Genomic DNA, 15890 nt, shown 5'->3' with positions numbered 1-15890 from the left:
AGGACCCCGCGCCCTGGCTGGCCGCCCTTGCCGGCGCCTGCGCCGCGCTGGACCCCGAGGATCGCGCCACGCTCAACCTGCGCGGGATCGTCGCGCGCACGCCCGCGGACTATACCGCACTGCCCATTCCGCGGGCACCGGGCAAAAGGCCGGGCTGACCGGCCGCGCGCATGACGGAAATCGTTGCATTCGAGCCGGAATCGCGCCCTAGTGCGGGATCAGTCAGCACCAAGAGGCCCCGTGACCGATCCGGCTCCCGCCCCCGTTCTGGAAATTCGCAACCTGCACAAGGCCTATGGCGCGCTCGAGGTCATCAAGGGTGTCGACCTCTCGGCCCCGCCGGGCCATGTGCTCAGCCTGATCGGCTCGTCGGGCTCGGGCAAGTCCACGATCCTGCGGTGCGCGAACCTTCTGGAGGACAGCCAACAGGGCGACATCCTGTTCTGCGGCGAACCCGTGGCCTGGAAGGGCGCGGGATTGAGCCGTCAGCCCGCCGACCGCGCGCAGATGATCCGCATCCGAACGAACCTGTCGATGGTGTTCCAGCAGTTCAACCTTTGGGCGCATATGACCATCCTGCAGAACGTGATGGAGGCGCCGGTCACCGTCCTCAAGCGCGACAAAGCCGAGGCCGAGGCCGCCGCGCGCGCCTATCTCGACAAGGTGGGGATCGGCGACAAATGCGATGCCTACCCTGCCCAGCTCTCGGGCGGCCAGCAGCAGCGCGCGGCCATCGCCCGGGCCCTTTGCATGGAGCCCAAGGCGCTGCTCTTCGATGAACCCACCAGTGCGCTCGACCCCGAACTCGAACAGGAGGTCGTGCGCGTGATCAAGGCGCTGGCCGAAGAGGGGCGCACCATGCTCGTCGTCACCCACGACATGCGAATGGCCGCCGACATCTCGGACCACGTCGTCTTTCTGCACCAGGGCCTGGTCGAGGAAGAGGGCCCGCCGGAGCAACTCTTTGGAAACCCGCAGTCAGAGCGGCTGCGCGGCTTCCTTTCGGTGACCGCCCATACGTAACGGTTGCCAAACGCAGGCTGGCAGGGAATCCTCTGCCATCATGGTTCCTGCGGGGGCCACAAACCAACGGGAGATACCAATGAAGAAACTTGCACTCGCAACCGCGGCCCTGGCGATGTTCGCCGGGGCGGCGTCGGCGCAGGACGTCGTGCGCATGGGAACCGAAGGGGCCTACCCCCCGTGGAACTTTCTCAATGACGCCGGCGAGGTCGACGGCTTCGAGCGCGAACTGGGCGACGAGCTCTGCGCGCGGGCCGACCTGACCTGCGAATGGGTCACCAACGACTGGGACAGCATCATTCCCAACCTGGTGTCGGGCAACTACGACACCATCATCGCGGGCATGTCGATCACCGAGGAGCGCGAGGAAGTCATCGACTTCACCCAGAATTACACCCCGCCCGACCCCTCGTCCTACCTGGCCTTGTCGGCCGATGTGGACGTCACGGAGTCTGTGATCACCGCCCAGACCGGGACCATCCAGGCCGCCTTCGTGGCCGACAAGGGCTGGACCCTGGTGGAATTCGCCACGCCCGAGGAAACCATCTCGGCCGTCCGCAACGGCGAGGCCGACGCGGTTCTGGCCGACAAGTCCTTCCTGGACGGCGCGCTGGAAAGCAACCCCGACCTGGTCATGCTCGACCGCATGGAATCCATCGGCGGCGGCGTTGGCATGGGGGTCCGCGAAAGCGATACCGAACTGCGCGAGACCTTCGACTCGGCGATCCAGTCCATGAAGGACGACGGGTCGCTCAACGACCTGATCGAGAAATGGGAGGTGGCCTCGACCTTCTGAGGCCTCTCGCGCCCGCGCCGGTCCACTCCGGCGCGGGCCCCCTTTCCCTTGCAAATCCACGCATTTTGCGCCGCTGGTCCGAGGCCCGCCATTTTCAGTTTCTGCACCGACCCTTCGACACTGGACGGCCTGCAATGGCTGTCGTGCTACCTGACCACGGGCAAGCACATGAATTTCTACGTGTCCTTCGGCACGGTGCTCTTGCTGCTGGCGATCACCGCGCCGACGGCGCTGGCCTTCGGCTTTGGCGGGGCCATGGCCGCGCGCAGCCGCATCGCGCCGCTGTCCTGGCTGGGCAAGGCCTATATCGCCCTGGTGCGCGGCGTGCCCGACATCGCCTTCTTCCTTTTCTTCGTGATCGCGCTGGACCAGGGGTTCGAATACCTCCGCCACCGGATCAAATGCCCCGACTGGCCCGACGCGGTGCGCCAGGGCAACGATTTCGTCGTCTGTTCCGAGGCCAAGCTGCCGCTGGGGAATGCCGCGCAATGGGTGCATGAGACCTATGGCTTCTTCCTGGCGGTTCTGACCTTTGCCATCGTCTTCGGCGCCTTCGCGGCCAATGTCCTGTTCGGGGCGATGCGCGCCGTCCCGCGCGGCCAGATCGAGACGGCCGAGGCCTATGGCATGTCGCGACGCCAGTGCTTCTGGCGCATCCTCGTGCCGCAAATGTGGGTCTATGCCCTGCCGGGGCTGGGCAACCTGTGGATGGTACTGACCAAGGCCACGCCGCTGCTGTTCCTGCTGGGCGTCGAGGACATCGTCTACTGGGCGCGCGAACTGGGCGGGATCAAGGGCGAACGGTTCACCGACTACCCCCATGGCGATTGGCGCATGTGGTATTTCCTGGTGCTGCTGGTCTTCTACCTCGCATTGACGCGTGTCTCCGAGATCGGCCTGGACCGGCTGATGACGAAACTGACTCATGGCCAGGCGACTTCGGGCGGGGAAGCCCAGCGAAAGGTAGCGGCATGAGCTGCTGGGACACCATCACCGATTACGCTTTCCGTTCGATAGGCCTTGGCGAACGCCTCCTCCCGCGGGACGATTTCACGCTGTGCCAGCAGTTCACCCTGATCGGCTCGGGGATGATCTGGAACGTCTATTTCGGCCTCGTCGCCCTGCTGACGGGCTTCGTGCTGGCCACGGTGGTGGCCCTGGGCAAGGCCAGCCCCAACCGGCTGATCCGCAAGCCCTCGGAATGGTTCATCTTCCTGTTCCGGGGCTCGCCGCTCTTCATCCAGTTCTTCTTTGCCTATTTCCTCTTTCTCAGCCTCAAGTCCCACTTTCCGGTCTTCGATGCCTTCACCTCGGCGGCGGTGGGTGCGGCCGTCGTGCTATTCCTGAACACCGCCGCCTACTCGGGCGAGATTTTCCACGGCGCGCTGCAATCCATCCCCCGTGGCGATACCGAGGCCGCCGATGCCTACGGCTTTTCCGGCTGGGCCAAGTTCCGCAAGATCACCTGGCCGACCATGCTGCGGCTGGCCTGGCCGGCCTATACCAACGAGGCGATCTTCCTGTTCCATTCCACGACGCTGGTCTTCTTCAGCAGCTTTCCGGCCTGGCAGCAGCGCGGCGACGCGCTCTATTACGCCAGCTATTTCGCCGACAAGACCTTCAACCCCTTCGTGCCCTACCCGATCCTGGCGGGGTTCTTCATTCTACTGACCCTGGTCATCATCGCGGTCATGGGGGCGATCAACCGCCGCCTGAACCGGCACCTGTCGCAGGAGCGGCGCGCGCGGCTCCGCGTCCGGGCCCCGGCGGTGCGCTAGGGTCACCCGCTCGACAAGGCCCGTGCCGGGCCCTAGGATCTGGTCAAAGCCCGAGGTGATCCATGAAGATCGGCATCCTGCAAACCGGCCACGCGCCCGACCAGATGCGCCCCTCCCTGGGCGACTACGCGGACATGTTCGAAGGGCTGCTCGGGGGGCAGGGCTTCGACTTTGCCACCTATGACGTCGTAGACGGGGTGTTTCCCTCCGGCCCCGCGGCCTGCGACGGCTGGCTGATCACCGGGTCCAGGCACGGCGCCTACGAGGACCACCCCTGGATTCCCCCGCTCGAGAACCTGATCCGCGCCAACCGCGACGCGCGGCGGCCCCTCGTGGGCATCTGCTTCGGACACCAGATCATCGCCCAGGCCCTGGGCGGGCGGGTTGAGAAATTCGCGGGCGGCTGGGCCGTGGGGCGGCAGGCCTATGACTGGCAGGGCACGGTGCTGCACCTGAACGCCTGGCACCAGGACCAGGTGGTGACACTGCCCCCGGGCGCCGAGGTTCTGGCCGCCAACGCCTTCTGCGCCCATGCCGCGCTGCGTATCGGGCCGGAGATCCTGACCGTGCAGGCCCATCCTGAGTTCGGCCACGAGGTGATCGCGGGGCTGATCGAACACCGCGGCGACGCGGTGCCCGACGACCAGTTGGCGCAGGCCCGTGCGGGGCTGGACCAGCCCCTTGCCAACGACGACCTGGCCGGTCGGATCGGCACCGTCCTCCGCGCCCACGTGCCCGCATGACCAACTGGTTCGATCGCATCCCCGCCGCCGCGCAGCGCTATGCCGAGGCTCATCCGCTGGACGAGGTCGAATGCATGATCGCCGATCTGCCCGGCATCGCCCGGGGCAAGGCCGTGCCCGCCTCCAAGTGGGAGAAGATGCAGAAGTTCCACCTGCCCAACTCGATCTTCTTTCAGACCATCACCGGCGGCTGGGGCGAGGCCGCGGGCGACGAGGGCTTCACCGAGCCAGACATGGTGCTCTATTCCGACCTGTCGACGGCCACGGCGGTGCCCTGGGCCGACGACGGCACCCTGCAGGTGATCCACGACGCCTATGACCAGAAGGGCGTGCCGATTCCCTTCGCCCCGCGCAACGTGCTCAAGCGGGTTGTGGCCCTCTACGAGCGCCAGGGCTGGACACCTGTGGTGGCCCCCGAGATGGAATTCTTCCTGGTCGCGCGCAACACCGACCCGGCCAAGCGGATCACGCCGATGATGGGCCGCTCGGGACGGCCTGCCGCCGCGCGACAGGCCTATTCCATGTCGGCGGTCGACGACTATGGCCCGGTCATCGACGACATCTACGAATTCGCCGAGATCCAGGGCTTCGAGATCGACGGCATCACCCAGGAAGGCGGCGCCGGGCAACTCGAGATCAACCTGCGCCACGGCAACCCGGTCAAGCTGGCAGACGAGGTCTTTTTCTTCAAACGCCTGCTGCGCGAGGCGGCATTGAAGCACGACTGTTTTGCCACCTTCATGGCCAAGCCCATCGAGGGCGAGCCGGGCAGCGCCATGCACGTGCATCACTCGGTTCTCGATGCCGAGGGCGGCAATCTCTTCACCGGCCCCAATGGCGGCGAAACCGACGCCTTCTATCAGTTCATCGGTGGGCTACAGACGCATCTGCCCTCGGTCATTGCGCTGATGGCACCCTATGTGAACAGCTATCGCCGCTACGTCCGCGACCACGCCGCGCCGATCAACCTGGAATGGGGCCGCGACAACCGCACCACCGGCCTGCGCGTACCCCTGAGCGACCCGGCCGCGCGCCGCATCGAGAACCGCGTCGCGGGTATGGACTGCAATCCCTACCTGTGCATCGCGGCCTCGCTCGCCGCCGGTTTCCTCGGGCTGACGCAGGAACTCTGGGCCGACAAGAGCTATCGCGGAGATGCCTATGACGGCCAGCCCGACCTGCCCCAGGGGCTCGGCGCAGCGCTGGAGCTTTTTGACGCCAACATGGCCATGCAAGAGGTCCTGGGCCCCGAGTTCGCGCGGGTCTATTCCATCGTCAAACGGGCGGAATACGAGGAGTTTCTCCAGGTCATCAGCCCCTGGGAACGCGAACACCTGCTTTTGAACGTCTGATGCCCAATCCGCTTTATCGCAACGACCGGCCGGCCACCTACCCCGAAAGCTGGTATGCCGCCAGCACCCCGATTCCGCCGGAACGGCCCGGGCTGCGCGGTGCACAGCGCGCGGATGTCTGCGTGGTCGGCGCGGGGTTCTGCGGGCTCACGGCGGCGCTGCACCTGGCCCAGGCGGGGTTGTCGGTGATCGTGCTGGACGCACACCGCGTGGGCTGGGGCGCCTCGGGGCGCAACGGCGGCCAGGTCGGCACGGGGTTCAACAAGGACATGCGCTGGCTGCGCGCGCGGGTCGGCGAAGGCCCGGCGCGGGCGCTCTGGGACATGACCGAAGAGGCCAAGCAGCTGCTGCGTGATCTGGCCGCCGCCCATGCCCCCGACGCGCCCTTCAAGCCCGGTGTGGCCCATGGCGCCTATTCCGTGGCCGAGGCCGCCGCCCTGCACGACGCGGCCGAGGACCTCGCCCGGACCTATGGCTACGACCGGATCGAACCGCTGGCCGCGCAGCCCTTCCAACGCGTGGTGAAATCACCGCGCTACCGCGGCGGCGTGATCGACCGGGGCGCGGGGCACATCCACCCGCTGCGCTATGCGCTGGGGCTGGCGCGGGCGGTGGAAAAGGCGGGCGCGGTGATCCACGAACGCTCAGAGGTGCTCGACCTCGGGCCGGGCCGCCCGGCCGAGCTGCACACCGGATCGGGCCGGGTCACGGCGGACCACGTGCTACTGGCGGGCAACGGCTATCTGACCAACCTCACTGGCCGCATCGCGGCGCGGACCATGCCGCTGAATTCCTTCATGGCGGCCACCGAACCGCTGGGCGACCGCGCCGCGCAGGTGCTGGCCGAGGATGTCGCCTGCGCCGACAGCAAGTTCGTGGTCAATTACTTTCGCCTGTCCGAGGACAAGCGCCTGCTGTTCGGCGGGTGCGAGAACTACTCCCTCGCTTTCCCGCAAAGGGTCGAGCCGCAGTTGCGCAAACGGATGGAGGCGATGTTCCCGCAACTGGGCGGCGTGGGTATAACCCACACCTGGGGCGGCACCCTGGGAATTACCATGACACGCCTGCCGCTGGTGACGCGGGCCGGCGAGGGCGTGCTGAGCGCCGGGGGATTTTCCGGCCACGGCGTGGCGCTGGCCGGCCTGGCCGGCAAACTCATGGCCGAGGCGGTGCAGGGCCGTGCGGGCCGCTTCGACACCTTCGCGGCGTTGCCCGTGCCCCCCTTCCCCGGCGGCGCGGCCCTGCGCGCGCCACTGCTGACGCTGGCCATGACCTGGTATGCCCTGCGCGACCGGCTGGGCCTCTGAACTCCCGCGGCAGGCCACCTGCGGCAGCTTCCTGCCGTCGGCGCGGCATTTGTCATGGAATTGACATTCGGGGTGTGTTAAGAAGATTGGAAACAAAGTTTCGACTTTTCCGAAAAGAGATCCCGTCATGCCCGAGACCCGCCCCCAGATCCCCAATGTCTACGACGCCGAGCCCATCCCCGCGGCGGCCATGGAAGAGGTCACCCGACTGCTGAGCACGGGCGACCTGTTCCGCTATACCGCGTCCGAGAACGCGCCGGTGTCCCTGCTGGAGCAGGAATTCGCGGCGCTTCTGGGCACGAAATACGCGCTGGCGGTGTCGTCCTGTTCGGCGGCGCTCTTTCTGTCGCTCAAGGCGCTGGACCTGCCGCGCGACGCCAAGGTGCTGATCCCGGCCTTCACATTCGCCGCCGTGCCCTCGTCCATCGTGCATGCCGACTGCACGCCGGTGCTGGTGGAATGCGGTGCGGATTACCGCATCGACATGGCCGATTTCGAAGCCAAGCTGCCCCAGGCAGAAGCCGTCATCATAAGCCACATGCGCGGGCATACCAGCGACATGGACGCGATCATGGCGCTGTGCGACGCCGCCGGCGTGCCAGTGATCGAGGATGCGGCCCATTCCCTGGGCACCACTTGGCACGGGCGCAACATCGGCACCATCGGCAAGATGGGCTGCTTTTCGTTCCAGTCCTACAAGCTGGTCAACGCGGGCGAAGGCGGCATCCTGGTGACCGACGATGCCGATCTGGTGGCCCGGGCGGTGATCATGTCGGGCGCCTATGAACACGCCTGGACAAAGCACGACGTCCCCGCCGCGGCGATGACAGCCTGGCAGAACAAGCTGCCGCTCTACAACCTGCGCCTGTCGAATCTCTCGGCGGCGATCATCCGCCCGCAACTGCCCGAACTGGCCCGGCGGGTCCGCGACGGACGCCGCAACCATGACCACGTCGCCGACCTGCTCAACGCCAGCCCCTGGCTGACCGTGCCTCAGAGCCTCGCCCCGGAAGAGCGCGCGCCGGATTCGATCCAGTTCAACCTGACCGGCATGTCCGAGGACCAGATCAGCGCCTTTTCCGCTGCCGCCGCCGCGCGCGGGGTCAAGGTACAGATCTTCGGGCGCAGCACGGACAACGCCCGCGCCTTCTGGAACTGGCAGTTCCTGGGCCGCGACTGGGATCTGCCGCAGACCCGCGCCATGCTGATGACAGCCTGCGACGTGCGCCTGCCCGCCCGTCTGACGCTGGAGGACTGCAGCATCGTGGCCGGGGAATTGGTCGCCGCCGCAGACGAGGCCATGGCCGCGTCCGGCGCCGCGGTTGCCGCCGAGTAAGGCTAGACCAGAACGCGCAACTGCCCTTCCAGCCAGGGCAGCTTGCGCGTGGCAGGGTCCACGATCATCTCGGCCAGCAGCGCGCGCAGGCGTGCTGCCATGTCGGCGGGCATCGTTCCCAGAACGTCGCGCCGGGCCACCAGGGAAATCCGGCGGCTGAGCGGATCGAAGGGCAGCGGGTGCAGGTCGACCGCGTCGCGGAATCGCGCGGCATGGGACCAGCCCAGCGGCGTCAGGATCGTCCAGCCCGCCCCGGCAGCCACCATGGCCAGAACAGCGTGATAGCTGTCCAGCTCGAAGCGATGTGTCAACGTCAGGTTCTGCCGCACGAGGTGGCCGGCGATCAGTTGGCCCATGTGATGGCGCGTGGTGTATTGCACCATGGGCAGCCGGCGCAGCTGGCGCAGCATGTCGCCGGGCCCCAGCGCATCCTTCGGCGCCGCGATCACGAAGGGTTCCTCGAACAGCGGATGCACCTCCATGCCGTCGGCCACCGTGCCGATGTCGCTGGCCACCACCACGTCCAGCGCCCGGGCCTGCAAAAGGTCGAACAGACGATGCGAGGCCCCGGTTTCCAGCAGGAACCGGCAGTCCCTCAAATCCGCGCCCATGTCGGACAGCAACCGCGGCGTCACGTCGGCGTCGAAATCCTCGATCATGCCCAGCCGCAACCGTGTGAGGCGGCTGAGGTCGGCCATGGCCAGTTCGGCGCGGGCCTGCTCCGCTTCGCCCAGGATGGCATTGGCCCGGCGCAGGAACATCTCGCCCGCAGGCGTCGGGATGACGGGGCGCGCGTTGCGGTTCAGCAGCGTCGTACCGATCGCCGCCTCGAGGTTGGTCAGTTGCTGCGACACGGTCGCGGCGGAACTGCTCAGCCGGCGCGCCGCGGCCGAGATCGACTGTTCCTCGGCCGTGGCCACGAAGACCTCGATCCCCCAGAGCGTGATCCGTCCCGATGCTGCCGCCATGTCCGCCCCTTTCGCCGCTCAGGATATCCCGGCGACAGGGGCAATTGAAAGCCCCGGTGCCAGCCACAGCGCCAAGTTACCATGGGGGCCTGGAGGGGGCACCGCCCGCCTGAGGTCCGGCAACAAGGTTCGAGCGCGGCAACACGTGGCAACGTTTTGTTCACAAGGTCGCTCGAGGCTTGCCCAATGCAGCATCTGCGGCCGTTTCCCGGCCCCACAGGGCAGCCACGCAACGGGGACTGTTTGAAAATCAGGGAGTCGCCGCGCGAACCACCCGGTCGGGCGGAGTGACCAACGTCTCAACCGCTGGATCGCGGATCGCTCGGGGTCTTGCGAAACACCGTTCGCCTGGCAGCCAGTGTCATTTCGACATTTTCGCCAGTTTCTCCTGAAGCTTGGCAAGCTCGGCCTTGATCTCGTCGAGATCTTCGTGGTCGGCCTCGCCCTTGCGCTCGGAGCTCGTGGGCTGCGAGAATGCGGCACCGCTCATGACCCCGCCGGTCATGGCCTTGAGAAAGGCCTCCTGCTGGGCCTGCATGGCCTCAACCCCGGGCATCTGCGTCAGCGCGCCCATGGGCCCCATGTTCTCCATCATCTTGGACTGGCTCTCGCGCAGCATCTCGAAGGACTGGGCCAGGAACTGCGGTACCACGGACATGGACTGGCTGGTATAGGAGCGCACGAGGTCGGTCAGCACATCCACGGGCAGCACGCTTTCGCCGCGGCTTTCGTGTTCGGCGATGATCTGAAGCAGATACTGTCGGGTCAGGTCGTCTCCCGACTTCAGGTCAACGATCTGCACCTCGCGCCCGTCGCGGATGAAAGAGGCGATATCCTCCAGCGTGACGTAATCGCTGGTCTCGGTGTTGTACAGGCGGCGGCTGGCATAGCGCTTGATCAGAAGCGGCTGGGACGTCTCGGCCAAGGTATTCCCTCCTCAGGACCGTTTTGCGGTGCAGAGAAGCGTGAATGCCTTTGCAGCAAAAAGCAAGGGCGGGCTGCTTGCGCAACCCGCCCCGCGTGACGTCGGCCCCCAGGGAGGAGAAGGAGGGCCGGGCGTTCTCGGTATTGCTTACTTCGCGGCCTTCTTGGCTGCGGCGGTCACGTCCTGGGTGGCCTTCTTGGCGGCGGCATTCATGTCCTCAGACATGTCCTTGCCGGCGGCCATCATCAGTTCCATGGTCTCGGTCTGGACCTTCTTGGCGATCTCCGCGAAGGCGGCCATGTGCTCGGCAGCAGCTTCCGAGGAAGCGGAGGCGAAATCGGTCATCGCCTTGGCGTAGTCGGCCGGCTCGTCCTTGGACTTGGCCATCTCGGTCATCTTGGCCAGGGTATCCTGGGTCCACTTGGCGCTAAGCTCGGTCGATTTCTGGGCGGCGTCGATGGACACGGCCGACAGCTTCTCGGTCAGCGAGGTCTGGGTCTTGAAAGCACCTTCCATCGCCTTGGTGTCGACGGGAAATGCGCCCATCATGTCTTTCATGACGGTGGTGAAATCTTGTGTCTTGGCAGTCATTGAACTGGTCCTTTTGGTCAGTGTTACGGGGTAATCCCGTTTCGGCGTCTACAGGAAAGATAGATGCTGCACCGCAGCATTTCAAGACTTTTTCTGCAGCGCAGCATGATCCTCACGAATTCGAAATAACCTCCCGGAATTCAAATGAAAAGCCTGTAACATTCCTGAACGATCCGGCGGCTTTCCGGGCTGGTCAGCCGATCCCGGGCTTATCGGCCACGACATAGGTACCCGGGGCCGGCGCGATCGGCGGGTAAGCCTCTGACCCGGGCGCGCGCGCCGCGGTCTTCTTGCCCGAGCGCTTGCGCAGCCACTTTTCCCAATGCGGCCACCAGCTGCCCTCGTGCTTTTCGGCCCCGGCCTGCCAATCCTCGGGCGAGAGGCTCAGGTCGTCATTGGTCCAATACCCGTACTTGTTCTTGGCGGGCGGATTGACGACCCCGGCGATATGGCCCGACCCGGCGAGAATGAAGGTCTTGTCCTCGGACCCCATCCCGCGGATGCCCCGGTAAGAGCTTTTCCAGGCCGCGATATGATCCGTCTCGCAGGCGATGGCGCAGAGCGGCACCTCCACGTTCTCGATCCGCGCCACGTGGCCGGCCACCTCGAAGCCGCCGCAGGCGAATTCGTCACGCTGGCACAGCCCGCGCAGGTATTCCACGGCCATCTTCGCGGGCAGGTTGGTGCCGTCGCCGTTCCAGTAGAGCAGATCGAAGGCGGGCGGGCTTTCGCCCAGCATGTAAGACCGGATCGCCGGCTGGTAGATCAGATCGTTCGAGCGCAGGAAGGAAAAGGTCCGCGACATGTAGAAACTGTCGAGGTAGCCGGCCGCGTTGACTTCGGCCTCGATCCCGTCGACGAAATCGTCGTCGAGAAAGACACCCACCTCGCCTTGGTCGGAAAAATCGGTCAGCGTGGTCAGGAAGGTGGCGGACTTGACATAATCAAGGCCGCGATCGCGCAGAATCGACAGCGTCAGGGCCAGCGTCGTGCCCGCGATGCAGTAGCCGACGACATTGACCTTCTTGACCCCGCAGATCTCGCGCACGGTCTCCAGCGCGGTGACATAGCCGTCCTGGATGTAGTCGGCCATGCCCACCTCGCGGTAGGTGGCATCCGGGTTGACCCAGCTGACCACGAAAAGCGTGTAGCCCTGATCGACGATCCACTTGATGAGGCTGTTCCGCTCCTTGAGGTCGAGGATGTAGAACTTGTTGATCCACGGCGGAAAGATCACCAGCGGCGTGGTGTGCACCTGCTCGGTCCTGGGCGCATATTGAATCAGTTCGAACATGTGGTTGCGGAACACCACCTCGCCCGGGGTGGTCCCGAGGTTCTCGCCCACCTTGAAGGCCGCGCGGTCGGCCAGGTTCACGATCAGCTCGCCGTCGTTGGCCTCCAGGTCGTGAACGAGGTTCTCCAGCCCGGTCACGAGGCTCTCGCCCTCGGTCTCGACCGCGCGTTCCAGCGCATCGGGATTGGTGGCCAGGAAATTCGTCGGCGCCATCAGGTCCACGATCTGCTGGCTGAAATAGCGCAGCCGCTTCTGTTCCTGCGCATCCAGCCCCTCAATGGTCTCGACCGCGTTGGAGACCGCCTCGGCGTTGAGCATGTACTGCTGCTTGACGAAGTTGAAATACGGGTGCGTGTCCCACAGTGGGTTACGGAACCGTTTGTCATCCGGGGTATGATCCTCGGGGGCCTTGATCTGCCCGCTGGCCAGCGCCTGCTGCGCCTCGACGTAGTGCTGCAAGGTCTTGCCCCAGTAGCCAACCTGCTGCTCGATCAGCTTGGCGGGGTTGTTCATCATCTCGGCCCAGTAGGCCGTGGCGGCCTTGGCATAGAGCGCGTGACTGGGAGCCTGAAGGTCCTCGGGAACGTGCCGCTTGTGCGACAGGACATTGACGAGGCGCTGGGTCAACTCCTCGATCCGCGACATGTTCTCTTCCAGCCGCGACAGTGCCGCCGCGTCCTGCGCTCCACCCTCACCGGATTCGTCAGTTGTCATATGGGCCCTCCCGCGGTATTTTGCAGTTGCAGCATCTGCCACCGGCAAAGCCAGTGGTCAATGCAACCCATAGCACGGATGGTCGACATGTTCGACCGGCCACGCGCAAGCAGGAGACGCCCGTGAAGTACATGATGACCTACGACATGATGGAGACCGCCCGGAACACGAACGAGTGGCTGGGCGCGACCGCACGGGCCATGGCCTCCTCCCCGGCCGTCGCGATGTGGCCCAATCCGGGCATGGCCATGCTCAAGGCCTGGGGCGAGGTCACGGAACGCAGCTTTGCGCGCATGGCCGCCCGGCCCGACTGGGGCATTCCCTCGGTGCCCTACGAGGATGGCAAGGACCACGTTGTCTCGATCCGCAAGGTTCTGGAACGGCCCTTCGGCGACCTCGTCCACTTCCGCTGCCTCGGCCGGCATGAACGCGCACGCAAGGTGCTGCTCGTCGCGCCCATGTCGGGCCACTACGCCACGCTGCTGCGCAAGACGGTGATCTCCCTGTTGCCCGACTGCGAGGTCTACGTCACCGATTGGCACAATGCCCGCGACATCCCCGTCTCGGCCGGCAAGTTCGACGTCGAGGATTACACCCTGCACGTCATGGACTTCATGCGCGAGCTGGGCCCGGAGATCCATGTCATCGCCGTGTGCCAGCCGGTGCCACTGACGTTGGCGGCCACCGCCTATCTTGCCGAACTGCACCCCGAGGCGCAGCCGCGTTCACTGACACTGATCGGCGGTCCGGTCGACCCCGATGCCAACCCGACCGAAGTCACGGATTTCGGCCGGACCGTCACCATGGGCCAGCTGGAACAGTCAATGATCCAGCGCGTCGGTTTCAAGTACGCCGGGGTCGGGCGCAAGGTCTACCCGGGGCTGCTGCAGCTGGCCTCGTTCATCTCGATGAATGCCGAAACCCACAACAACGCCTTCACCAACCAGATCGTCAAGGCCGCGAAGGGCGAGGCCAGCGACCACGACAAGCACAACGTCTTCTACGACGAATACCTTTCGGTCATGGACATGACCGCGGAGTTCTACCTCTCGACGGTCGAGCGCATCTTCAAGGGGCGCGAGATTGCGCGCAATGCCTTTACCGTCGACGGCCACCGCGTCGATCTCGGCAAGATCACCGACGTGGCCGTCAAGATCGTCGAGGGCGAGGACGACGACATCTCGGCCCCCGGCCAGTGCCTGGCCGCGCTCGACCTGCTGACCGGCTTGCCCGCGGAAAAGAAAGCCAGCCACCTGGAGCCCGGCGCGGGCCATTACGGCATCTTCGCCGGCAAGAGCTGGCGCGGCAACATCCGCCCGCTGGTGCTGGACTTCATCGACGCCAATTCAGGCGGCCCCCGCGACGGCAAGGCCCCGCGCATCGCCGCGGTGGACTGACGCGCGGCGCGGCGATGGCACGCACAGGGTCGGGCGGCAGGCCTGGCCCCGGCATGCCGTCCCGTCAAACCCGCCCATGAAAGCAACGCCCCCGAGGGTGGGCCAGCTCGCCTCGGCGGTCAAGCGCGGGCCGACGCCCGCGCGGCCAGCGGCCGGTAGACCCCCCAGAGCCCCAGCACCGCCAGCGCCAGGATGCCCGCCGGGATCAGCGTCACCGAGACATGCAGCGCCTCCAACGCGGCGGCCTCCTGTGCAATGAGTCCCTGGGTCGTCTCGCGCCAGCCGAAGGCGCCCAGGATCAGCCCCAGCGCCCCGGGCGCCAGCGCATTGGCCAGCTTCTGGCCGAAGAGCCAGATTGCCGAGAACCCCCCTTCGATCGCCAGCCCGGTGCGGGCGCGCGTGGCATCCATCAGGTCGGGGTACATGGCCCAGGGGATCTGCTGATATGCGCCATTGGTCATCCCCGCCAGCACGAAGAGACCGGCAATCACCGTGACATTGACCGCCGGAAGCGCCGCGTAAAGCCCCACCAGCAAGGCCACGTAAAGGCACAGCCCCAGCACCAGCGCCCCCAGCTTGCCCAGCCGCGCCGAAGCCAGAACCCAGCCCGCCTGGCTCAGGATCGCGCCCAGCGTGAAGGCCGCGAACAGCAGCGACAGCACCGTCAGCGCCTGCGCCGCCCCCGACAGCGGCGTGTCGCCGGTATCACTGATCAGATAGAGCGCGGCGAAGGGCAGCCCAGCCGTGATCAGCGCCACAGCCAGCGTCATCACGCCGTAAAGCGCGGCCAGAACCATGAAGGGGGCATTGCCCAGCACCTGCGCCAGCATCTGCCACGGCGTGATGACGACCGGCGCCGGATGGCGCGGCGCCGTCCGGATCGACCAGACAGAAAACCAGATCGCGCCCAGGATCAGCGGCGCAACCACGAGGGCCGCGCGCGCATGCCCGCCCTCGGCGGCCAGCGCGGGCACCAGCGCCCCGCCCAGCAGGAGACCGAGGCTGGCAAATCCCATGCGCCAGGCCATCATCTGCGACCGGTCGCGCCCATCCTCGGTGATCTCGCCGGCAAGGGCCCCATAGGGGATCGCCACCATGGTGAACCCCAGCGTGGCCAGACAGAAAAACCCGAGCACCCAGGGCAGCGCCGCCACACCATCCATCCCGCGGGGAACCGCGAACAAACCCACCATCCCCACCACCATGACCATCGCCCCGATCACCATCCAGGGCGCGCGCCGTCCGTAGCGGCTGTCGGTGCGGTCCGACAGATAGCCGATCACCGGGTCGGTGATCATGTCGAAGACCAGAACGCCCGTCGTGGCCGCACCTGCGATCGCGGCGGGCACGCCCAGGTAAGAGGTCAGGAAGGCCAGCACCAGCAACTGCTTGACCACCACGAAGACCACCACGCCGAGGTCCGCCAGCCCCCAGCCCGCCTTCTGTCCCGTCGTCAGTGCCATCCCCATCTCCCCGTATCGCTGCGCCCGACGCGGGCGCTTCTTCTGGCCGGAAATATCCTCGGGGGGAATTGGCCCGCAGGGCCAAGGGGGGCAGACAGCCCCCATGCCCGAGGCGCAGCCGAGGCAGACCTGCGCGGCGCAGCCGCCCCGTCAGATCCGGGCCAGCACCTCCTCGATACTGCGCTCGATCAGCGCCAGGCAAT

General features: G+C 66.2%; 14 protein-coding genes. 9 read left to right on the top strand and 5 right to left on the bottom strand.

The features are described from left to right. Positions 1 to 240: 240 nt before the first annotated feature. The 8 genes from ACH107_RS22720 (at position 241) to ACH107_RS22685 (ending at position 8335) form a co-directional block, all read left to right on the top strand. The gene (locus tag ACH107_RS22720) at positions 241 to 1023 is read left to right on the top strand and encodes an ABC transporter ATP-binding protein (RefSeq protein ID WP_412507755.1); all 783 of its coding nucleotides are present in this window, start codon (positions 241 to 243) and stop codon (positions 1021 to 1023) included. Positions 1024 to 1102: 79 nt separating this feature from the next. Continuing rightward, complete coding sequence (locus ACH107_RS22715) at positions 1103 to 1819, top strand: transporter substrate-binding domain-containing protein (RefSeq protein ID WP_412507753.1); 717 nt, start codon at positions 1103 to 1105, stop codon at positions 1817 to 1819. A gap of 90 nt (positions 1820 to 1909) precedes the next feature. Next, complete coding sequence (locus tag ACH107_RS22710; RefSeq protein WP_412507757.1) at positions 1910 to 2794, top strand: ABC transporter permease; 885 nt, start codon at positions 1910 to 1912, stop codon at positions 2792 to 2794. Beyond that, on the top strand, positions 2791 to 3597 hold the full coding sequence (locus tag ACH107_RS22705; protein ID WP_412507751.1) for an ABC transporter permease: 807 nt from the start codon (positions 2791 to 2793) through the stop codon (positions 3595 to 3597). Before ACH107_RS22710 ends, ACH107_RS22705 begins: the two co-directional genes overlap by 4 nt. A 62-nt stretch (positions 3598 to 3659) precedes the next feature. Then, positions 3660 to 4340: a type 1 glutamine amidotransferase gene (locus ACH107_RS22700; protein WP_412507749.1), complete on the top strand. Its 681-nt coding sequence runs from the start codon at positions 3660 to 3662 to the stop codon at positions 4338 to 4340. Beyond that, the gene (locus ACH107_RS22695) at positions 4337 to 5692 is read left to right on the top strand and encodes a glutamine synthetase family protein (protein WP_310691368.1); all 1356 of its coding nucleotides are present in this window, start codon (positions 4337 to 4339) and stop codon (positions 5690 to 5692) included. The genes ACH107_RS22700 and ACH107_RS22695 overlap by 4 nt, the downstream gene beginning before the upstream one ends. Then, positions 5692 to 6999, top strand: a complete 1308-nt coding sequence (locus tag ACH107_RS22690; RefSeq protein ID WP_412507748.1) for an NAD(P)/FAD-dependent oxidoreductase — start codon at positions 5692 to 5694, stop codon at positions 6997 to 6999. Before ACH107_RS22695 ends, ACH107_RS22690 begins: the two co-directional genes overlap by 1 nt. Before the next feature lie 127 nt (positions 7000 to 7126). After that, complete coding sequence (locus ACH107_RS22685) at positions 7127 to 8335, top strand: DegT/DnrJ/EryC1/StrS family aminotransferase (RefSeq protein ID WP_310691366.1); 1209 nt, start codon at positions 7127 to 7129, stop codon at positions 8333 to 8335. Positions 8336 to 8337: 2 nt separating this feature from the next. Here the strand turns inward: ACH107_RS22685 and ACH107_RS22680 are convergent, their stop codons facing one another. The 4 genes from ACH107_RS22680 to ACH107_RS22665 form a co-directional block, all read right to left on the bottom strand. After that, positions 8338 to 9303, bottom strand: a complete 966-nt coding sequence (locus ACH107_RS22680; protein WP_412507746.1) for a LysR family transcriptional regulator — start codon at positions 9301 to 9303, stop codon at positions 8338 to 8340. A 361-nt stretch (positions 9304 to 9664) separates the two neighbouring features. Next, on the bottom strand, positions 9665 to 10228 hold the full coding sequence (gene phaR, locus ACH107_RS22675; RefSeq protein ID WP_310691364.1) for a polyhydroxyalkanoate synthesis repressor PhaR: 564 nt from the start codon (positions 10226 to 10228) through the stop codon (positions 9665 to 9667). A 147-nt stretch (positions 10229 to 10375) separates the two neighbouring features. After that, the gene (locus ACH107_RS22670; RefSeq protein ID WP_412507745.1) at positions 10376 to 10819 is read right to left on the bottom strand and encodes a phasin family protein; all 444 of its coding nucleotides are present in this window, start codon (positions 10817 to 10819) and stop codon (positions 10376 to 10378) included. A 193-nt stretch (positions 10820 to 11012) separates the two neighbouring features. Then, complete coding sequence (locus ACH107_RS22665) at positions 11013 to 12827, bottom strand: PHA/PHB synthase family protein (protein ID WP_412507744.1); 1815 nt, start codon at positions 12825 to 12827, stop codon at positions 11013 to 11015. Between the two features lie 122 nt (positions 12828 to 12949). Between ACH107_RS22665 and phaZ the strand changes: the two genes are divergently transcribed. Then, positions 12950 to 14224 (top strand): polyhydroxyalkanoate depolymerase, encoded by a 1275-nt coding sequence (gene phaZ / locus ACH107_RS22660; protein ID WP_412507743.1) that lies wholly within the window; start codon positions 12950 to 12952, stop codon positions 14222 to 14224. Between the two features lie 119 nt (positions 14225 to 14343). Here the strand turns inward: phaZ and ACH107_RS22655 are convergent, their stop codons facing one another. Then, the gene (locus tag ACH107_RS22655) at positions 14344 to 15687 is read right to left on the bottom strand and encodes an MFS transporter (protein ID WP_412507742.1); all 1344 of its coding nucleotides are present in this window, start codon (positions 15685 to 15687) and stop codon (positions 14344 to 14346) included. Positions 15688 to 15890: the final 203 nt, after the last annotated feature.

The organism is Roseovarius halophilus (ex Wu et al. 2025) (assembly GCF_047086965.1).
Note: the sequence above shows the minus strand (reverse complement) of the source record. Positions and strands in the feature narration are given on the sequence as shown.